Annotated in this window: 24 protein-coding genes; 4 read left to right on the top strand and 20 right to left on the bottom strand. The window is 61.7% G+C overall.

Annotated features, from left to right (window positions below):
* Positions 1–30: 30 nt before the first annotated feature.
* Entirely contained in the window at positions 31–651 is a 621-nt protein-coding gene (locus ACODTD_RS25210) for a DUF5666 domain-containing protein (protein ID WP_085655459.1), read from the bottom strand.
* A gap of 241 nt (positions 652–892) precedes the next feature.
* On the opposite strand from ACODTD_RS25210, the gene ACODTD_RS25215 reads away from it, so the two are divergent.
* Positions 893–2,080 (top strand): MFS transporter, encoded by a 1,188-nt coding sequence (locus ACODTD_RS25215; RefSeq protein WP_064378641.1) that lies wholly within the window; start codon positions 893–895, stop codon positions 2,078–2,080.
* Between the two features lie 46 nt (positions 2,081–2,126).
* On the opposite strand, the gene ACODTD_RS25220 is transcribed toward ACODTD_RS25215, so the two are convergent.
* The 12 genes from ACODTD_RS25220 to ccmA form a co-directional block, all read right to left on the bottom strand.
* Positions 2,127–2,531 (bottom strand): type II toxin-antitoxin system HicB family antitoxin, encoded by a 405-nt coding sequence (locus tag ACODTD_RS25220; RefSeq protein WP_011333093.1) that lies wholly within the window; start codon positions 2,529–2,531, stop codon positions 2,127–2,129.
* A complete protein-coding gene (locus ACODTD_RS25225) occupies positions 2,531–2,743 on the bottom strand; it encodes a type II toxin-antitoxin system HicA family toxin (protein ID WP_041475177.1) in 213 nt (70 codons plus the stop codon). The genes ACODTD_RS25220 and ACODTD_RS25225 overlap by 1 nt, the downstream gene beginning before the upstream one ends.
* Before the next feature lie 234 nt (positions 2,744–2,977).
* Positions 2,978–3,385 carry a hypothetical protein gene (locus ACODTD_RS25230; protein ID WP_064378639.1) on the bottom strand — a complete coding sequence of 136 codons (408 nt, stop codon included), beginning with the start codon at positions 3,383–3,385 and terminating at the stop codon, positions 2,978–2,980.
* A gap of 25 nt (positions 3,386–3,410) precedes the next feature.
* Entirely contained in the window at positions 3,411–4,613 is a 1,203-nt protein-coding gene (gene ccmI / locus ACODTD_RS25235) for a c-type cytochrome biogenesis protein CcmI (protein ID WP_011333090.1), read from the bottom strand.
* Positions 4,610–5,080 (bottom strand): cytochrome c-type biogenesis protein, encoded by a 471-nt coding sequence (locus tag ACODTD_RS25240; protein ID WP_011333089.1) that lies wholly within the window; start codon positions 5,078–5,080, stop codon positions 4,610–4,612. The genes ccmI and ACODTD_RS25240 overlap by 4 nt, the downstream gene beginning before the upstream one ends.
* Complete coding sequence (locus ACODTD_RS25245) at positions 5,077–5,613, bottom strand: DsbE family thiol:disulfide interchange protein (protein ID WP_011333088.1); 537 nt, start codon at positions 5,611–5,613, stop codon at positions 5,077–5,079. The genes ACODTD_RS25240 and ACODTD_RS25245 overlap by 4 nt, the downstream gene beginning before the upstream one ends.
* Positions 5,610–7,598 carry a heme lyase CcmF/NrfE family subunit gene (locus ACODTD_RS25250; protein ID WP_011333087.1) on the bottom strand — a complete coding sequence of 663 codons (1,989 nt, stop codon included), beginning with the start codon at positions 7,596–7,598 and terminating at the stop codon, positions 5,610–5,612. Before ACODTD_RS25250 ends, ACODTD_RS25245 begins: the two co-directional genes overlap by 4 nt.
* A gap of 3 nt (positions 7,599–7,601) precedes the next feature.
* Positions 7,602–8,057 (bottom strand): cytochrome c maturation protein CcmE, encoded by a 456-nt coding sequence (ccmE, locus tag ACODTD_RS25255; RefSeq protein WP_011333086.1) that lies wholly within the window; start codon positions 8,055–8,057, stop codon positions 7,602–7,604.
* The gene (ccmD, locus tag ACODTD_RS25260; RefSeq protein ID WP_011333085.1) at positions 8,054–8,230 is read right to left on the bottom strand and encodes a heme exporter protein CcmD; all 177 of its coding nucleotides are present in this window, start codon (positions 8,228–8,230) and stop codon (positions 8,054–8,056) included. The genes ccmE and ccmD overlap by 4 nt, the downstream gene beginning before the upstream one ends.
* Positions 8,227–8,982, bottom strand: a complete 756-nt coding sequence (locus ACODTD_RS25265; protein ID WP_011333084.1) for a heme ABC transporter permease — start codon at positions 8,980–8,982, stop codon at positions 8,227–8,229. Before ACODTD_RS25265 ends, ccmD begins: the two co-directional genes overlap by 4 nt.
* Positions 8,983–9,060: 78 nt before the next feature.
* Entirely contained in the window at positions 9,061–9,729 is a 669-nt protein-coding gene (ccmB, locus tag ACODTD_RS25270) for a heme exporter protein CcmB (protein ID WP_011333083.1), read from the bottom strand.
* Positions 9,726–10,361 carry a cytochrome c biogenesis heme-transporting ATPase CcmA gene (gene ccmA / locus ACODTD_RS25275; protein ID WP_011333082.1) on the bottom strand — a complete coding sequence of 212 codons (636 nt, stop codon included), beginning with the start codon at positions 10,359–10,361 and terminating at the stop codon, positions 9,726–9,728. The genes ccmB and ccmA overlap by 4 nt, the downstream gene beginning before the upstream one ends.
* A gap of 197 nt (positions 10,362–10,558) precedes the next feature.
* On the opposite strand from ccmA, the gene fliK reads away from it, so the two are divergent.
* The 3 genes from fliK to ACODTD_RS25290 all read left to right on the top strand — a co-directional run bounded on the left by fliK (position 10,559) and on the right by ACODTD_RS25290 (position 14,003).
* Positions 10,559–12,133, top strand: coding sequence for a flagellar hook-length control protein FliK (gene fliK, locus ACODTD_RS25280; protein WP_489105337.1), 1,575 nt, complete (start codon positions 10,559–10,561; stop codon positions 12,131–12,133).
* Positions 12,130–12,468, top strand: a complete 339-nt coding sequence (locus ACODTD_RS25285; protein ID WP_011333080.1) for an EscU/YscU/HrcU family type III secretion system export apparatus switch protein — start codon at positions 12,130–12,132, stop codon at positions 12,466–12,468. Before fliK ends, ACODTD_RS25285 begins: the two co-directional genes overlap by 4 nt.
* A 131-nt stretch (positions 12,469–12,599) precedes the next feature.
* Complete coding sequence (locus ACODTD_RS25290; protein ID WP_489105338.1) at positions 12,600–14,003, top strand: RCC1 domain-containing protein; 1,404 nt, start codon at positions 12,600–12,602, stop codon at positions 14,001–14,003.
* Positions 14,004–14,139: 136 nt separating this feature from the next.
* Here the strand turns inward: ACODTD_RS25290 and ACODTD_RS25295 are convergent, their stop codons facing one another.
* The 7 genes from ACODTD_RS25295 to ACODTD_RS25325 form a co-directional block, all read right to left on the bottom strand.
* Positions 14,140–14,532, bottom strand: a complete 393-nt coding sequence (locus ACODTD_RS25295) for a DUF2802 domain-containing protein (protein ID WP_489105339.1) — start codon at positions 14,530–14,532, stop codon at positions 14,140–14,142.
* Positions 14,533–15,018 (bottom strand): chemotaxis protein CheW, encoded by a 486-nt coding sequence (locus tag ACODTD_RS25300; protein ID WP_007959223.1) that lies wholly within the window; start codon positions 15,016–15,018, stop codon positions 14,533–14,535.
* A 73-nt stretch (positions 15,019–15,091) separates the two neighbouring features.
* A complete protein-coding gene (locus tag ACODTD_RS25305; RefSeq protein WP_489105340.1) occupies positions 15,092–16,045 on the bottom strand; it encodes a CheW domain-containing protein in 954 nt (317 codons plus the stop codon).
* Between the two features lie 2 nt (positions 16,046–16,047).
* The gene (locus ACODTD_RS25310) at positions 16,048–16,836 is read right to left on the bottom strand and encodes a ParA family protein (RefSeq protein ID WP_011333076.1); all 789 of its coding nucleotides are present in this window, start codon (positions 16,834–16,836) and stop codon (positions 16,048–16,050) included.
* 43 nt (positions 16,837–16,879) lie between these two features.
* Positions 16,880–17,770 (bottom strand): flagellar motor protein MotD, encoded by an 891-nt coding sequence (motD, locus tag ACODTD_RS25315; RefSeq protein WP_489105341.1) that lies wholly within the window; start codon positions 17,768–17,770, stop codon positions 16,880–16,882.
* Between the two features lie 12 nt (positions 17,771–17,782).
* The gene (locus ACODTD_RS25320; protein ID WP_064600715.1) at positions 17,783–18,523 is read right to left on the bottom strand and encodes a flagellar motor protein; all 741 of its coding nucleotides are present in this window, start codon (positions 18,521–18,523) and stop codon (positions 17,783–17,785) included.
* The gene (locus tag ACODTD_RS25325) at positions 18,523–19,659 is read right to left on the bottom strand and encodes a protein-glutamate methylesterase/protein-glutamine glutaminase (RefSeq protein WP_011333073.1); all 1,137 of its coding nucleotides are present in this window, start codon (positions 19,657–19,659) and stop codon (positions 18,523–18,525) included. The genes ACODTD_RS25320 and ACODTD_RS25325 overlap by 1 nt, the downstream gene beginning before the upstream one ends.
* Positions 19,660–19,687: the final 28 nt, after the last annotated feature.

Consider the following 19,687-nt stretch of genomic DNA (forward strand, 5'->3'; position numbering starts at 1 on the left):
ACCTGAAGAGGTTGCCTTTTTTATATGCGTTTACATCGGAGGCTTCACGCCATCCTTGCCCGCCGAAATCGATTGCGCGGTCAGCGTGCCGTCCGCGCTCTGGGTCACAAAGGTGACGATCTTCACCCCGACCTTGAGCAGGCTGCGATCGCCCGGGGTCAGGTTGACGATCGGCACGTCCTCCGGCACCAGAATCTTCTGCTGGCCGCCCTTGTAGTTGACGGTCAGCACCCGGCCGTTGCTGACCACCAGATCGCCGACGCTGCCGTTGGTCATGCTGCTGCCCTTGGCCAGGTCGAACGGCCGATGACCGTCGCCGCTGCCGGCCAGCTCCGGCGGAAACACATGAACCTCCAGCGCCTTGAGCGTGCCATCTTCCTGGGGAATGGCGGCCGAGCCGATGTAGCTGCCGGGCTTGATGTCTTCGATATTGGCCAGGGTGACCGCGCGAACCTTGGTGTCCGGGGTCAACTGGACCACCACGTTTTCACCCGTGTTGACGTGAATCTTGAGCGAGTCTGGACCGACCCCGGTGATTTCGCCGCGCACGCCCATGCGCATGCCGGGCGCTTCGGCGGCCTGCACGGCCGTGGCGCCGAGCAGACTGATCAGGGCAATCGTTGTGGTGTGGCGAAGCAACTGACGAAACATCGCAATCCTCCGTTGATGAATGCTGAAACCCGGTCACAACATAAGCACGCTATCGAACAAGATGTAAGTGAATGTATCATCGACGCTCAACGGTCGGACGCAAGGTTCGCCGATGAACAATGGGTTGTTCGGCGCCACCCATTCCGCAACGGAATAACTGATATCGATCAGAAGCCTCTACTGCCGGCTCGGCCCGTCCCTTAGCCTCACCGCATTCCTTTTCGCTGGATCGAGAAACCCTATGACCGCCACAACTCACGCAATGACCCGAGGCATGGTGCTGCTGTTCGCTTTCTGCTGCGGCGCCATCGTTGCCAACATCTACTACGCCCAGCCGATCATCGGCCTGATCGCGCCGGACATCGGCCTGAGCGACACCATGGCCAGTTTCATCGTGTCGCTGACCCAGATCGGCTATGCGCTGGGCCTGTTCTTTCTGGTGCCGCTGGCGGATCTGCTGGAAAACCGCCGTCTGATGATCATCACCACCGTGGTGGCAATTGCCAGCCTGCTGGGTGCGGCGTTTACCGATCAACCGAATGTGTTCCTGCTAATTTCGTTGCTGGTGGGCTTCAGCTCGGTGTCGGTGCAGGTGCTGATTCCATTGGCGGCGCATCTGGCGCCGGAAGAATCCCGTGGCCGGGTGGTCGGCGGGATCATGGGCGGTCTGCTGCTGGGGATTCTGCTGGCGCGGCCAGTGTCGAGCGTGGTCGCCGACCACCTCGGCTGGCGGGCGATGTTCATGATCGCGGCAGGCTTGATGGCCGCGATCAGCGTGGTTTTGGCGCTGACTGTGCCCAAGCGCCAGCCGGATCACAGCGCCTCCTACGGCCAATTACTCGGATCGTTGTGGACGCTGCTGCGCAAACAACCGGTGCTGCGTCAGCGCGCGTTCTACCAGGCCTGCATGTTCGCCACGTTCAGCCTGTTCTGGACTGCCGTGCCGCTGGAACTGGCGCGCAACCATGGCCTGTCCCAGAGTGAAATCGCGATCTTCGCCCTGGTCGGCGCCATCGGTGCCATCGCCGCTCCGATCAGCGGACGTCTGGCCGACGCCGGCCACACCCGCATCGCTTCGTTGCTGGCCATGCTGTTCGCCAGCCTGAGCTTCCTGCCCGCCTTCATCCACCCGGCCTACAGCGTGATCGGCCTGGCCGTGACCGGTGTGGTGCTCGACTTCTGCGTACAGATGAACATGGTGCTCGGCCAGCGCGCGGTCTACTCCCTCGACGCCAAAAGCCGCGGCCGCCTCAACGCGCTGTACATGACCAGCATCTTCGTCGGCGGCGCCTTCGGCTCGTCGGTGGCCAGTGCGGTATACGAGCATGGTGGCTGGTTGTGGATCGTAATTGTTGGCAGCGCGTTCCCGCTGCTGGCGCTGGTGCGGTTTTTGAGTGCTTCGCAGAAGACCGTTCTGGCAACGGCCTAGAACCTGAAAAGCCCTGTTGGATCGCTGATCCGACAGGGCTCGAGGTTCAATGCCGGACCAGTTTTTCCATGGCGGCATCCGCCAGAAAAGAGGAGCGGCTTTTGACATTGTGTTCACGCACATAGCGGTCAATGCGCTGGATGACATAGCCCGGCAACGTCACATTGACCTTTTCGGTCTTGCCCATGTACGGCGAGATGTCCAGTTCGAGCATGCCCCAGCCCATGTCGGCAAATTCCGGATTGTTGCGATGGGTCGCCGCCGAAGTCGGCATCGGGATCGAATCACCATCCGCCGCGATCTCCTGCAGCATGATGTGGGCAATCTCGACGGCCGCGTTGTAGGCATCCTCAAACGTATCCCCGGCAGTAATCGCGCCGGGAATATCGGGGATCTGAATCCCGATGGCGGTGTTCTCGTCACCCCATTCGATGCAGATTGGGTATTGCATTACGGATCTCCTCTGTAACTGGCTGGCGGGTCGTACAACCCGGCACGCCTCCTGATGCTCTTGACCGTCCCGACCGGCAAATCCTTTTTCGGATGCGGGACGGGAATCGTGTATGGGTTGTAACGGTGCGTGAAGATGTGGTGGCTGCCGGTTATCCGGTCCAGCGTCCAGCCTGCCTCCTCCAGCTCCTTGATCAATAACCTGCTCTGCACCAACCGCCTCCTTGCTTCGGCTTAACAAAAGTAACCCTAGAGTTATCTTTACTCAAGCACAGAAATTCGCAGCACGACGTTCGGTTGTTTTGCAGCATGTGATTGATGCACTGCCCCAGCGAGCAGGCAATGACGCTTCTTGCAGAGCAAGCTCAGGCGTTGAGGACAGGATACGAGTGAGGTATTGCTCATTACCCCAGACAGCAAAACGGCGATCCAAGGATCGCCGTTTTTTTACTCCCCGAACTGCTTGCCCAGTCCCGCCGGTACGCCGTGGATGTTGGTTTCTTCCCACGGGCCGTTGGGGCTGATCGAGCGGCTCCAGCCGTTGTTCCAGCGGTAGTAGGTGCGCTGGCGGTAGAAGGTGTTGGTCTGGTCGTCGAGTACGTACACGCCCAGTTTCTGGTCCCAGTGGCTGTTGCCGCCCGGGGGCGGGGCGAAGCTGGCGGAGGTGCGCGGGACGGGTTTGGCGGGTTTGGCCGGAATGCCCGGTTTGCTCGGCGTCGGGGTGGTTGACGGGGTCGGGCCGGGTTGTGACGGCGGGATCGGCGGCAGCCGTGTGGTCGGCTCCGGTCGTTGCACCGCACATGCGCTCAAGCCCAGGGCCAGTGTGAGGACTGTGATTCGGGCGATGGCATTCATGGCGGTGCTTTCCTGTTGGTTCCGGCTATTTGTCCGGGCTGTCGATGGTCAGTGTCTGCGGCGCGGTGGTGCTGCTGGGCAGAGGCCCGCTGCGACCGACCCACTCTCCGGCGGTCGGCTGACCGGCACGGGAGATACGCGCAACCAGTTGGACTTCGGGGAAGTTCGACAGTTTCAATTGCGGCATCATTGCGTCGGCATCGCCCAGTTCGACGGTCACCGGCAGGTCGGCGACGGTCAGGCGCTTGGCCGCCAGCGGTGCCGGCGGGCCCGAGGTGGCCCGGGCAAAAATGAACACGCTATCGCCCGGTTGCACCTTGGCTTTGAGCTCGCTGGCCAGATCCACACGCACTTTCAACAACGCCGCCGCTTTCGCCGCCGGTGCCTGGGCGACCTTGCCGCCGCTGGCCTGCAGCTTTTCGGTGGCGCGGGTGATGCCGCCCTGCAGGGCCTCGCGGGATTTGTCCTGCGGCGGCAGTTGCGCCAGCAGACGGTTCCAGTAGTCGATGGCTTCCTGATAACGCTCGCCTTCGAACGCGGCGATGCCCAGCAGGCCGAGACTGGTGACTTCTTTCGGATCGGCTTTCAGCGCTTCATCGGTCAGAGCCTGAACCTTGTCCGACCATTTTTTGTTGTCGGCAAAGTACTGGGCCTGCGCCCACTGGCCGAGCAGTTCCGGCTGACGACCGGCGAGATTGACCGCGCGTTCGAACATCTTCGCCGCGTCCGCCGGGCGATCCTGGGCCATGTAGGTACGACCGAGGAAATACACGCCTTCAGCCGAATCCGGTTGTGCTGCGACTGCGCGCTCCAGACGTTGGGTCATCTCTTCCATCGACTGTGGCGCCTGGGCGAACTCGCGGGTCAGTTCGACCTTGTCGCTCGCGCCAAAGTGCAAGTACAGACCGAGGCCCAACACCGGCACCAGCACCGCTGCCAGCAATGGCAAAGGCTTGCCCAAACGCGAAACCCGCGCCGGCGCCACGCCTTCGGTGTCGGCCAGCAATTCACGGGCGGCTTCGGCGCGGCCGCTGTCCATTTGTGCGGCGTCGAGAACGCCTTCGGCCTGCTGCGATTGCAGTTCGGCGACGCGTTCCTGATACAGGGCGACGTTGAGAGCGGTTCGATCCTCTTCACGCTGGGCGCGACGTTCGCGCAGGACAGGGATCAGCAGAAAACTCAGGGCGACCAGAAGCAACAGCCCTGCGGCAAGCCAGAAATCAATCATTCTTGGTTTTTATCCAACAGTTGGTCGAGGCGCTGACGCTCTTCAGGGGACAGCGATTGCGGCGTCTCGGCGCGTTGCCCGCGACGGCGGCGGACGATCACGGCAATCACCACGAACCCACCCAGCAGCAGACCGGCCGGGCCGAACCAGAGCAAAGCGGTCTTGGCATTGAGCGCCGGTTTGTAGCGGACGAAATCACCGTAGCGATCGACCATGAAGTCGATGATCTGCTGATTGTCCTTGCCCTCGCCGAGCATGCGGAAAATCTCTTTGCGCAGGTCGGCGGCAATCGGTGCGTTGGAATCGGCGATGTCCTGGTTCTGGCACTTGGGGCAGCGCAGTTCCTTGGTCAGCTCGCGGAAACGCTCGCGATCGCCTTCTTTGGCGAACTCGTAGGTGTCGATGGCGGCGTGGGCCACACCGGCCAGGCTCAAGCCCAGCACCATGGCCGCTAAAAAGCGCTTCATGGCTTGGCCTCGTCAACCAGTGCCTGATACTTGGCCGCCAGTTTTTCCCGCCAGACCTGCTCGTCGATCACGCCGACGTACTTGTCGCGGATGATGCCCTTGGCGTCGATGAAGAAGGTTTCCGGTGCGCCGTAGACACCCAGATTCAAGCCCAGCGAGCCCTCATCGTCACGGATGTCCAGTTGATAAGGGTTGTGGAATTCGGCCAGCCACTTCAGCGCATCGGCGTTGGTGTCCTTGTAGTTGATCCCGTAGATCACTACGCCGCGCTCGGCGAGTTTGTTCAGCACCGGGTGCTCGACCCGGCAGGAAATGCACCAGGTGCCCCAGACGTTGACCAGTGCCGGTTTGCCGAGGATGTCAGCCTTGGTCAGAGTCTTGTCGCCCTGCACCGCCGGCAGGGAAAACTCCGGGAATGGTTTGCCGATCATCGCCGACGGCAGCTCCGCCGGATCCAGGTACAGACCGCGATAAAGGAATACGGCCACCAGCAGGAAAATCGCCAATGGCACCAGCATCAACCAACGTCTCATGCAGCGGCTCCTTCCATGCCCAGCGCTTCACGCACTTTGGCTTTGACCTTCACTCGATAACGCCGATCCAGCGCCGCCAGCAAACCACCGAAACCGGTCAGCAGGCCGCCGAACCAGATCCAGCGCACGAACGGTTTGACGTGGACCCGCACTGCCCAGGCGCCATCGCCCAGCGGTTCACCCAAAGCGACGTAGAGGTCACGGGTGAAACCGGCGTCGATCCCGGCTTCGGTCATCACCGAGTTCTGCACGGTGTACAGGCGTTTTTCCGGGTGCAGCACGCTGACTTCCTGACCGTTGCGGATCACCCGGACGGTGCCCTTGTCGGAAGTGAAGTTCGGGCCTTCGAAGTGCTTGGCGCCTTCAAACACGAACTGATAACCGGCCAGGTCCATTGATTCGCCCGGTGCCAGACGCAGGTCACGTTCGGCACTGTTCTGGCTCGACAACACCACGCCCAGCGCGCAGACGGCGATCCCGAGGTGGGCGATCTGCATGCCCCAGTAGCTGCGGGTCAGGGTCGGCAGGCCTTTGATCAGGCCTTTGTGACGAGTCTTGTCGAAGATGTCGCGCACACCGGCCAGCAACACCCAGGCCGCAAGCAGGAACGTCGCGATCACCGCCCAGTTGAAATCACCATAAGCGACACCGGCCACCACCGCCAGCGCGACGCTGCCCAGCAGCACCGGAGTCAGCATACTGACCAGCCATTTCACCGGGGTGTCCTTCCAGCGCACGATCACGCCGACCGCCATCACCAGCATCAACAGCGCCATCAACGGAATGAACAGCGCGTTGAAGTACGGCGGGCCGACCGACAGCTTGGCGCCGCTGATCGCATCGAGAATCAGCGGGTACAGCGTGCCGAGCAGGATCATCGACGCCGCCACCACCAGCACCAGGTTGTTGCCCAGCAGCAGGGTTTCCCGCGACCACAGGTTGAAGCCGACCTGACTCTTGACCACTGGCGCCCGCAGCGCGAACAGGGTCAGCGAACCACCGACCACAAACAGCAGGAAGATCAGGATGAACACGCCGCGCTCGGGATCGGAGGCAAACGCGTGCACCGAGGTCAGCACGCCGGAACGTACGAGGAACGTACCGAGCAGGCTCAGGGAGAATGCGGCAATCGCCAGCAACACCGTCCAGCTCTTGAACACGCCACGTTTCTCGGTGACCGCCAGCGAGTGAATCAGCGCCGTGCCCACCAGCCATGGCATGAACGATGCGTTTTCCACCGGGTCCCAGAACCACCAGCCGCCCCAGCCGAGTTCGTAGTAAGCCCACCATGAACCGAGGGTGATGCCGATGCCGAGGAAGGCCCAGGCGACGATGGTCCACGGACGCGACCAGCGTGCCCACGCCGCATCGAGACGACCGCCCAGCAATGCGGCAATGGCAAACGCGAAGGCCACCGAGAAACCGACATAGCCCATGTACAGCATCGGCGGATGAACGATCAGGCCGATGTCCTGCAGCAGCGGATTGAGGTCACGACCGTCGGCCGGGATCTGCGGCAGGATCCGCGAAAACGGGTTCGAGGTGAGGATCAGGAACAGCAGAAAACCGGTGCTGATCATGCCCATCACCGCCAGCACGCGAGCGAGCATGACTTGCGGCAACTGCCGCGAGAACACCGACACCGCGAAGGTCCAGCCGCCGAGGATCAGCGCCCACAGCAGCAGCGACCCTTCGTGGGCGCCCCACACCGCGCTGAACTTGTAGTACCACGGCAGCGCGCTGTTGGAGTTCATCGCGACGTAGGCCACGGAGAAATCGTCGGTCATGAAGGCGTAGGTCAGGCAACCGAAGGCGAACAGCAGGAACGCGAACTGCCCCCACGCCGCCGGTTGAGCGAGGCCCATCCACAGACGATCACCGCGCCAGGCACCGAGCAACGGCACCACCGCCTGCACCAGCGCGAAACACAGCGCCAGGATCATGGCCAGATGGCCCAACTCAGGAATGAAAATGCTGGATGTCATCGATCAACCCTCCTTCGCAGGGGTTGGCGCGGATTGACCGCTGTCCTTCAGGGCTTTGGTCACTTCCGGCGGCATGTATTTCTCGTCGTGCTTGGCCAGCACTTCATCGGCGACCACCACGCCATCGGCGTTGAGCTTGCCGAGCGCGACGATGCCCTGCCCTTCGCGGAACAGGTCCGGCAGGATCCCGCGATAGGTGATGGTCACGGACTTGTTGAAATCGGTGACCACGAATTTGACGTCCAGCGAATCTGTGGAGCGTTGCAGTGAGCCCTTCTCGACCATGCCGCCGGCACGGATGCGGGTGTCTTGCGGCGCTTCGCCGTTGGCGATCTGGGTCGGCGTGTAAAACAGGTTGATGTTCTGCTGCAGGGCGCTCAGGGCCAGGCCGACGGCAGCGCCGACCCCGACCAGAATTGCCAGGATGATGATCAGACGCTTTTTACGCAGCGGATTCACTTGCCGTTCTCCCGGCGCAGACGACGCGCCTCTTGTTGCAGATAACGCTTGCGGGCCGCGATCGGCGCCGCCACGTTGAGGATCAGTACCGCCAGACAGATGCCGTAGGCCGACCAGACATACAGGCCGTGATGGCCCATGGCGAGGAAGTCGCCGAATGACGCGAAACTCATCGAGCGGCCTCCAGGCTGTTCTGCACTTCTTCTTTCACCCAACTGGCGCGGGCTTCGCGCTTGAGCACTTCAAGGCGCATGCGCAGCAACAGCACGGCGCCGAAGAAACAGTAGAAACCCAGCACCGTCAGCAGCAGCGGCAGCCACATCTCGACGGGCATCGCCGGTTTTTCGGTGAGGGTGAAGGTCGCGCCCTGATGCAGGGTGTTCCACCACTCCACCGAGTATTTGATGATCGGAATGTTGATCACACCGACGATGGCCAGCACCGCGCAGGCCTTGGCGGCGCTGTCGCGATTGCTGATGGCGTTGCCCAGGGCGATCACGCCGAAATACAGAAACAGCAGAATCAGCATCGAGGTCAGGCGCGCGTCCCAGACCCACCACGACCCCCAGGTCGGCTTGCCCCAGATCGCCCCGGTGACCAGCGCCACGGCGGTCATCCACGCGCCGATCGGTGCGGCGCATTGCAGGGCGACGTCGGCCAGTTTCATCTTCCACACCAGCCCGACCACCCCGCACACCGCCAGCATCACGTAGATCGACTGAGCGAGCATCGCGGCGGGTACGTGGATATAGATGATGCGAAAGCTGTTGCCTTGCTGATAGTCCGGCGGCGCGAAAGCCAGGCCCCAGATGACGCCAACGCAGATCAGCAACAACGCTGCGATGCTCAACCACGGCAGGAACTTGCTGCTGATGCCGTAGAACCACTTGGGCGAGCCGAGCTTGTGAAACCAGGTCCAGTTCATACTGTTTCCATCACGGGTGCCGCTCATCGGTGTGAGCAGTCTCAGGGTCTTTGCTGGTTAAATTTTAACCAGACCTCATTATTCGCCGACGCTGATCTTCAGGCCAGCCGCTATTGCAAAAGGTGTCAGGGTTATCGCCAGGGCGGTCAGGCTGCCAAGCCACAACAGATAACCAAGCGCCGGCATGCCCTGCAACGCCGCCTGCAAGGCGCCACTGCCCAGGATCAACACCGGGATGTACAACGGCAGAATCAGCAGCGCCAGCAACAGGCCACCGCGCTTCAGACCGACCGTCAGCGCCGCGCCCACCGCACCGAGCAAGCTCAGCACCGGTGTTCCCAGCAACAACGAAAGCAGCAATACCGGCAGACACGCAGCCGGCAACCCGAGCATCAACGCCAGTAACGGCGAGAGCAAAACCAGTGCCAGCCCGGAAAAAAGCCAGTGTGCCAGCACCTTGGCCAATACCAGAAGTGGCAGGGGGTGCGGCGAAAGGACCCACTGTTCAAGGGAGCCATCTTCGAAATCACTGCGGAAAAGCCCGTCCAGCGAGAGCAGGACCGACAAAAGTGCCGCCACCCAGACTAACCCCGGAGACAAGTTTTGCAATACTTGAGTTTCCGGTCCGACGGCCAGCGGGAACAGCGCGATGACGATGGCGAAGAAAATCAGCGGATTGGCCAGCTCCGCCGGGCGGCGGAACAGCAGTCGGGATTCACGGGCAACCAGCAGGCCGAACACACTCATACCGCCCAATTCCCCAGATCGATGTCGCGATAACCGGCTGGCATCCGGCTCAGCGTGTGGTGTGTGGTGAGCACCACCAGGCCGCCCCGTTCGCAGTGCCCGGCCAGGTGTTCTTCAAGCTGTGCCACGCCCTGCTTGTCCAGCGCAGTGAACGGTTCGTCGAGAATCCACAACGGCGGGCTGTCCAGATACAACCGCGCCAGCGCCACGCGGCGCTGCTGGCCGGCGGACAGACTGTGGCAGGGAACATCCTCGAAACCGCGCAATCCAACCGCCGCCAGGGCCTGCCAGATCGCGTCGCGTTCGGCGGGTTGATGCAGGGCGCAGAGCCAGGTGAGGTTTTCTTCCGGGGTGAGCAAGTCCTTGATCCCGGCAGCATGGCCGATCCACAACAGATTGCGCGCCAGCTCGCTGCGTTGCTCGCCTAGCGGCTTGCCGTTGAGCAGCACCTGACCGTCGGTCGGCTGCATCAGACCGGCCAGCAAACGCAGCAAACTGGTCTTGCCGCTGCCGTTGGGGCCGCTGATCTGCACCATATCGCCACTGGCCAGTCTCAATTCGAGATTATCGAAGAGCAGTCTGAGATCACGCTCACACGCGAGGGCAACGGTTTGCAGGACAGGACTGGTCAAGGGTTCACGGGCCTTATACGGTTCAAGTCGGCTCTGGCGCGGCCGTTAAAGAGTTGCAGCATAAATGCAATGACGGCTCAATCCAGAGAGCTGCGTCAAACAATTGCTATGTTTTTTGAACGAATGGAAGGGCGGGCGGCATTATACATGGCGCCCCCCGCTCTCCCGAGTGCATTTTCCTCAGGTTGTGTCCGCGTATGACAGGCGAAATGAACATCCTCCCGCTCCCGCCCACCACCCCGGCGACCGTTCGCCCGCAGGCGGGTGAGCTGCTGAAGTTGCTGACGCCGGTCGACGGGCTGATTGCCGCCGGCCAGAGCGCCAAGGCCGAGGTGTTGTCACTCAAGCAGGCGGATCAGACCTTTGAGTTGCTGCTCAAGGTGACACTGGACAGCGGCCGTCAAACCACCGTGCAGGCGACCAGCAATCTGCCGCTGCCTCAGGGCACCAGCCTGGCGATCACCCAGCCGTCGGCGGGCAATCTGGCGATCACCGTGCAACAGGCCATCGCCAGCAGCGTCGCCACCCTCACCCGCATCGACACCGCGCAACTGCCGGTAGGCACGCTGCTGCAAGGCAAGGTACTGACGGCTCAGGTCTTGCCGCAGGTACCGGGACAACCGACGGTGTACCGCTCGATGGTCAGCCTGCTCAACACCGCGTTGAGCGGCAGCACCCTCAGCATCGACAGCCCGCAACCGCTGCGCATCGGCACCCTGCTGTCGGCGCTGGTGCAGGACTCGCAGACCCTGAAGTTCCTGCCGCTGAGCAATCGCCAGGAACAACTGGCGGTCAGCCAGCAATTGGTCAGTCAACAAAGCCGTCAGGGCTCGCTCGACGGCTTGCTGAAAATGCTCCAGAGCCTGCCCCCCGCCACCGATCAGACCTCCCAGGATTTGCGCGCCGCCGTGGACAAACTGCTCGCCAATCTTCCGGACGTGCAGCAACTGAGCACACCGAAAGGTCTGGCCCAGGCGCTGGCCAACAGCGGCGTGTTCCTCGAGGCCAAGCTGTTGACCGGGCAGAACCCGACGCTGGCCCCGGACCTGAAAGCCGATCTGCTCAAGCTGATCGCCCAGCTCACCCCCGGCCTGCCCGGCAACACAAACCTGAACGCGATCATCGCCGCCAACACGCTGGCCCAGGCGCTACCAAGCTTCGTGCGCAACGCCCTCGGCATGCTCGGTCAGGTCAGCGCGAAACCGGTGCCGAGCAGTTTCCCGCTGCCCGACCGACTGCTGCAAAGCCTGGAAGGCGAAGGCGATCTGGAGCATTTGCTGCGCCTCGCTGCGGCTGCCGTGTCGCGCCTGCAAAGTCATCAGCTGTCGAGTCTGGAACAGACCGGCGTGACCGACGACTGCCGTCTGCTCAGCACCTGGCAACTGGAAATCCCGATGCGCAACCTGCAGGACATCGTGCCGTTGCAGGTCAAGTTCCAGCGCGAAGAAGCGCCGGAGAAACAGGAAGCGAACGAACAGCGCCGCGATGAGCGCGAACCGAAGCAGCAACTGTGGCGCGTCGATCTGGCGTTCGACATGGAACCGCTGGGGCCGATGCAGATTCAGGCGCAATTGATCAGCGGCAGCCTGTCCAGCCAGTTGTGGGCCGAGCGGCCGTACACCGCGAGCCTGATCGAAAACAACCTGAGCGCACTGCGCCAGCGTCTGCTGGATTCCGGGCTGAACGTCGGCGACCTCGACTGCCACCTCGGCACCCCGCCGCAAGGCATCCAAACCCGCCTCGAACACCGCTGGGTCGATGAAACCGCATGAATGACACCACCGCTCCACGCCAGGCCATCGCCCTCAAATACGACGGCAACCACGCCCCGACCCTCACCGCCAAGGGCGACGAAGAACTGGCCGAAGAAATCCTGCGGATCGCCCGCGACTGTGAAGTGCCGATCTACGAAAACGCCGAGCTGGTGAAGTTGCTGGCGCGGATGGAACTGGGCGACAGCATCCCCGAAGAGCTGTACCGCACGATCGCCGAGATCATCGCGTTTGCCTGGAATCTCAAAGGAAAATTTCCAGCAGGTCAGGACCAGCCTGCAGCAGAGTCGGAAAAGGATGTAACCGATCGCGGAGATGATTACCTCGCACGCTGAGCCATCGCGCGCCCTCACACCCCAACCTTATGTCTCCACTGTCAAATCTGACAGTAGACATCCCGCACTCTGGAGCGCTTAGATGCCTGATCTCCTGTCACTCAGAAGCGGCTGAGGAGGCGCATCCCGAGATGATCAGAAAATCAGCAAAGGTTGATGGTACAGGGCCACAAAACCCCGTCGCAGAAGACGAGCTGCTCGTTCTGGGCGCACGCGCCTGTCATCGAGTGGTCGGCACCTTTCGCTCCAACAGCTACAGACTTGTGTCTCTGAACGCCCGGAACCTTGAGCCAATTGAGGCTGTCTGGCAATACGAAGATCACGATCAATCTGTAACGGGAATCGATTTCTTTGATACCAACCCCTCGACACCCCTGCTTGTCACCTCGGGGAAGCAGAGGCTGGTCCTCTCCCGTTCGAACATCATTGGCAACTTCCCTGCCCTGTGCGCTCTTCGTAATGATCAAAAACTGCACGCATGGGGCTGGGGGGAAAATGGCGGTAATTTGCCTCCCCGACTGGCCTGCCTCAGGGATATTCGCGAAGTGGCATCTTCCATGGCCGCTTTTGCGGTCAGGCGCGCAAAAGGGAACGTCCTGGCCTGGGGCAGCGCTGGAAATCCCAGCTCCTGCGTCCCCGAGGAGATTGCAAAGCGAACCGACATTGTCGCTCTGTACGGAGGGGCCTATGCATTTGCGGCACTCCTGTCCACGGGAAATCTCGTGACATGGGGATTAAAGGAAACGGGAGGGGATCTTCCAGACAGGATTGCCCGACTCTCCGACATTGTGCATGTCCAGGGATCAGAGTTTGCATTTGCAGCCATACGCAAGAATGGTCACGTGGTGACTTGGGGCCACCCGGATTATGGCGGTGCTTTGCCTGATGACATCGGCAAGATGAGCGGTGTCGTTCAATTGGCAAGCAGCGGCTTCGCTTACGCCCTGCGCCGCGATGACGGAAGTGTTGCCGTCTGGGGCCGTATTGCCCCCATGCCTGAACGTATTGCCGGGTTGAGGGACATTGTCGATATACAGGGTAATGCGGGTGCATTCGCAGTACGTCAGGCGAGTGGCCAAGTTGATGGCTGGGGAGACTTCACTTGGGATACGCCTCCCGCCCCCATTACTGAATACAGAGACATCGTGCATTTTAGTCCGACATCGGATGGTTTTGTGGTACTGCGCGCCAATGGTCAGGTGGATGCATGGGGAGCCGGCGCGGCTGCCAACGTGCCGGATACGATCAAAGCGCTGACAGATGTGGTGGGGATAAGTACCAATCATGAGGCAGCCGTCGCCTTACGCAGCAACGGGGAAGCCGTCGCCTGGGGAGACCCTGAGGCAGGCGGTGACAGCAGCAACGTTGCTCCTCTGCTTCAAAACGTACGGGCTGTCTATGGAGGGACTCGAACATTCGTCGCACTGAGGGAGGATGCAAGAGTAGTGGCTTGGGGTGACGCACACAAAGGTGGCACCGGCGAACAAAAAGCACTCTACCGACGGATCGCTTACTCAAGGAAGGTTGCGCCTTGACCAGGAAGGGGCCTGGCACTCAATCATGGCGATAACGAGATGACGGAAAAAATCGCAGCGTTCGTCAGCGCCTACAGGGATCGAACACCTCTGTAGGCGCTGCCGAAGGCTGCGATCTTTTGATCTGGTCTTTGCTTCAGCTTTTATGCAGCTTGCGCATCAACTCCGCCTCAGCCTGGGTCAACCCGCAGGACTGGGTCAGCTCATCGACACTCGCGCCCATTCCCACCAGTTTCGCCGCCTGGGCGAATGACAGGCTGGAAGGATCGCGCTGTTCGAGCCGGGAAAGCTTGTCCGGAATCGGACTGACTACCGCGCGCAGCTCGTGCAGGGCTTCGCCCATGCGCACGTTGCCGTTCTGGTAATCGTCGACACGTTTGGCCAGGTCCCTGATGCGCTGATCACGCAGCGCATCGCCCTGGGCCTGTTGCGCAGCGATCACGCGCTGCGCCTTGATGTACGCCAGAAACATTGCCAGCGTGCCTGCCCAGAACAGGAACAGGACAATGACCGCTACCTCGAGAATCAATCAGATGTTCTCCAGTTCCGACCACTCTTCTTCGCTCATCATCTTGTCCAGCTCGACCAGGATCAGCAACTCGTTGTTCTTGTTGCAAACGCCCTGGATGAACTTGGCCGACTCTTCGTTACCGACGTTCGGTGCGGTCTCGATTTCCGACTGACGCAGGTAAACCACTTCAGCCACGCTGTCGACCATGATGCCCACGACCTGCTTGTCGGCTTCGATGATGACGATACGGGTGTTGTCGCTGATCTCACCGCTCATCAGGCCGAAGCGCTGACGGGTATCGATCACGGTCACCACGTTGCCGCGCAGATTGATGATGCCCAGTACGTAGCTTGGCGCACCCGGAACCGGAGCGATCTCGGTGTAGCGCAGGACTTCCTGAACGCGCATCACGTTGATGCCGTAGGTTTCGTTGTCCAGCTTGAAGGTCACCCATTGCAGGATCGGATCTTCGGAACCCTTTGCCGCCGTAGCCTTGTCGTTCATACCCTAGCCCCTCGAAAAACCGCGCCTGGCGGTGTGTGTTTCGTTCGCCGGCATTTGAATGCCGGTACTGTCTTTATGTCGGTTTGTGGTTCGGCTTACTGCCGGACATGTGCTTTGCCCCACCGCTGGCGATCAACTCGGCCAGTGCGGAAACATCGAGCAAGGCGCACATGTGTTCAATCACCGTGCCGGCGAGCCATGGCCGCTGACCCCGGTGACTTCTCCATTTGATTTCATTCGGGTCCAGGCGCAACGAGCGACTGACCTGATGCACCGCCAGGCCCCACTCGTAACCCTGAACCGAAATCACGTATTGCAGACCCTGACGGAAATCGTCGCGATAACGGTCCGGCATGACCCAGCGTGCGGTGTCCAGCACCTTCAGATTTCCGGCCTGGCTCGGCAGAATCCCGAGGAACCATTCCGGCTGACCGAACAGCGGCGTCAGCTCATGGCCGGCCAGCGAATAGATCGACCCCAGGCACACCAGCGGCACCGCCAGCGTCAACCCGGCGACGTCGAACAGCAGGCATTCGAACGCTTCCGAAGCCCAGGCCGGACGACCGTCGGTTTCTACCGGTGGCGGCGTGTTGCTGGGTGGCAGATGCACTTCGACCAGTGGCGCAACCAGGGTCGGTTCGACCGGGATTGGCGCAGGCGCTACAGAATCAGGCTCTGGCGCCGCCGGAACCGGAGGCGTTTGCAGAAGTTGAGTTTGCAACAGCGGTGCCAGGGGCGAGATCACGCGCACCGGCTCAGGCTCTTTGATCAGGGTCGCGGGCGCTTTGGCCGCCACAGCGGCAGGCGCTGCAACCGGGGCGATCGGCCGGGCGGCTTTTTGCGCATCCCGGGCCTGCTCTTCAAGCACGGCAGCCTGGAATTCATCGAGTGCCGCAGTGGTCTCGACCACCTCGACCGGCGCTGCGATTTCCTGCTCGACCTCGTCCGTCACTTCCTGCAGCAAGCCGTCCAGATAGGACTGCAGCGCCAGTTGCGGCTTCGACGTCAGCTTGATCGGCCGATTCATGCTCAAGCCACCTGCGGAACGAGTTGCTGCGCCAGCAGATGCTTGAGCAGCGCGCGATAAGCCAGCACGCCACGGCTCTTGCCGTCGAACTGCGAAGGGGTGACACCGGCACGACTGGCGTCGCGCAGACGGGTATCGACCGGGATGTAACCCTGCCATATCTCGTCGGGGAATTTGTCACGCAGCACGCGCAAGGTGCCCATCGACGCCTGAGTGCGGCGGTCGAACAGGGTCGGCACGATGCTGAACGGCAGCGCCTGTTTGCGCGAGCGGTTGATCATCGCCAGGGTGTTGACCATGCGCTCCAGGCCTTTGACGGCCAGGTGCTCGGTCTGCACCGGGATCACCAGTTGCTGACTCGCGGCCAGGGCGTTGACCATCAACACGCCGAGCAACGGCGGGCTGTCGATGATCGCGTAATCGAAGTCCTGCCACAGCTGCGCCAGACTCTTGGCGATCACCAGACCCAGGCCACTCTGCCCCGGCGATTGGCGCTCGAGAGTGGCCAGCGCGGTGCTCGACGGCAACAGGGAAATGCGTTCGTCGCTGGTCGACAGCAGCAGTTGGCCCGGCAGACCTTGTGGCACGCCGCCCTTGTGCAGAAACAGGTCGTAGTTGCTGTGTTCCAGGCTGTCGGGGTCGTAACCGAAATAGCTGGTCATCGAGCCGTGTGGGTCGAGATCGACCACGACCACGCGCTTGCCCGCCTCTGCCAGCAAACCGGCTAAAGCGATGGAAGAAGTGGTTTTACCAACACCACCCTTTTGATTGGCGACTGCCCAGACTCTCATTCAGATCGTTCCTCCCGGCCGGGATACTCGGCCGAGACATGGTTCAGCGTATTAATGCGGGCGACGGAGAATTGACGGCACTCTCGCGTCCCGGCGTCTTGACCGGGGTCGGTGCAGTTTGTGTGCCAGCACGCTTCAACGCGGCATCCGGTTGCGCATGGGCGGTTCCGGTGCCGGTCAGGCTGCGACGAACATCCAGATTGCGCGACACCACCAGCACCACACGACGGTTCTTCGCCCGGCCTTCGGCGGTGGCGTTGTTGGCCACCGGCTGGAATTCGCCGTAGCCCACTGAGGCCAGGCGACCAGGGTTCACGCCCTGCATCGCCAGCATGCGCACGATGCTCGCCGAACGCGCCGAGGACAGTTCCCAGTTGGTCGGGTACTGCGCCGTGCGGATCGGCTGATCGTCGGTGAAGCCTTCAACGTGGATCGGGTTGTCGAACGGTTTGAGGATCGCTGCGACCTTGTCGATGATGTTGAACGCGATGTCGCTCGGCATCGCATCACCGCTGCCGAACAACAGGCTGGAGTTAAGTTCGATCTCGACCCACAGCTCGTTGCCGCGCACGGTCATCTGGTTCGAGGAGATCAGGTCGCCGAACGCGGCGCTGATGTCATCGGCGATGCTTTTCAGCGGATCGCTGGCCCCGGCCATGCCGGCGTCGACCTGTTCGGCGTCCTTGACCAGCGGCTTGGCCGGGGTCACGGTCTTCGGTCGTTCTTCACCGATCGGGATCGGCTTGAGCGCGCGGTCGGAGTCGGTGAAGACCCCGATCAGCGCTTCGGAGATGATCTTGTACTTGCCTTCGTTGATCGACGAGATGGAGTACATCACCACGAAAAAGGCAAAGAGCAAGGTGATGAAGTCGGCGTAGGAAACCAGCCAACGTTCATGGTTTACGTGCTCTTCATGCTGGCGACGACGTGCCATGAGGTTAGTCCCTTAATCCATGAAGCCCTGAAGCTTCAACTCGATGGAGCGTGGGTTTTCACCTTCAGCGATCGACAAGATCCCTTCCAACAACATTTCGCGATAACGCGACTGTCGCAACGCGATTGACTTGAGCTTGGCGGCCACCGGCAACAGGATCAGGTTGGCACTGGCCACACCGTAGATGGTAGCGACGAACGCGACCGCAATACCGTTGCCCAGTTGCGACGGATCGGCCAGGTTGCCCATCACGTGGATCAGGCCCATCACCGCACCGATGATGCCGATGGTCGGCGCGTAGCCGCCCATGCTTTCAAACACTTTGGCCGCTTCGACATCGCGGGCTTCCTGAGTGTAGAAATCCACTTCGAGGATGCTGCGGATCGCTTCCGGCTCGGCGCCGTCGACCAGCAGTTGCAGGCCTTTGCGCGAGTAGGCGTCGGGCTCGGCATCCGCCACGCCTTCCAGGCCCAGCAGGCCTTCCTTGCGCGCGGTGAGGCTCCAGTTGACCACGCGGTCGATACCGCCGGCCAGATCCACACGCGGCGGGAAAAAGATCCAGGCCAGAATCTGCATGGCGCGCTTGAACGCGCTCATCGGCGATTGCAGCAGCGCGGCGCCGACGGTGCCACCGAGCACGATCAGCGCCGCCGGGCCGTTGGCCAGCGCGCCGAGGTGACCACCTTCCAGGTAGTTGCCGCCGATGATGGCGACGAACGCCATGATGATCCCGATAAGGCTTAGAACATCCATCAGACGCATGCCTCGACGATGTGCTTGCCGATATCGTCCAGGCTGTACACCGCGTCGGCGAGGTCAGCTTTGACGATGGCCATCGGCATGCCGTAGATCACGCAACTGGCTTCGTCCTGGGCCCAGACCGTGCTGCCGCCCTGCTTGAGCAGGCGTGCGCCTTCACGGCCGTCGGCGCCCATGCCGGTCAGTACGACCGCCAGAACTTTGTCGCTGTAGGATTTGGCTGCGGAACCGAAGGTGATGTCCACGCACGGCTTGTAGTTCAGACGCTCGTCGCCCGGCAAGATTTTCACTGCGCCTCGGCCGTCGATCATCATCTGCTTGCCACCCGGTGCCAGCAGCGCCAGGCCCGGACGCAGGATGTCGCCATCCTCGGCTTCCTTGACGCTGATGCGGCACAGCTTGTCCAGACGCTCGGCGAAGGCCTTGGTGAAGGCCGCCGGCATGTGCTGGATCAGCACGATCGGCGCCGGGAAGCTGGCCGGCAACTGGGTCAGAACCCGTTGCAGGGCTACCGGGCCGCCGGTCGATGTACCAATCGCCACGAGCTTGTAGTTCTTGCGTTTCGGGGCCGGCGACGAAGCGCTGGCCGCTGGCGCGCGAGTCGGTGCAGGCGCAGGAGCCGGACGGGCCGGAGCGCTGTGGCTGCCAAAGCTCGACGGCGCTGCTGCCGGAATCGGTGCAGGCGTAGGTGCAGCGGCAGGCGCCGGCGCACTGTAGGCACTGAAACGACGGTTGCTGCGCGAGATGCTGTGCACCTTCTCGCACAGCAGTTGCTTGACCTTCTCCGGATTGCGGGAGATGTCTTCGAAATTCTTCGGCAGGAAATCCACCGCGCCGGCATCCAGCGCATCCAGGGTGACCCGGGCGCCTTCGTGCGTCAGCGAGGAGAACATCAACACCGGGGTCGGGCAGCGCTGCATGATGTGCCGCACGGCCGTGATGCCATCCATCATCGGCATCTCGTAGTCCATGGTGATCACGTCCGGCTTGAGGGCCAGTGCCTGATCGATCGCCTCTTTACCGTTGGTTGCCGTGCCGACAACCTGGATGCTCGGATCCGCTGAAAGAATTTCCGAGACGCGGCGGCGGAAAAAACCCGAATCGTCCACCACCAGGACTTTGACTGCCATAAACACTCCATTAGGTGCGGCGGGACGT

The sequence above is a fragment of the Pseudomonas sp. FG35 genome (genome assembly GCF_057809295.1).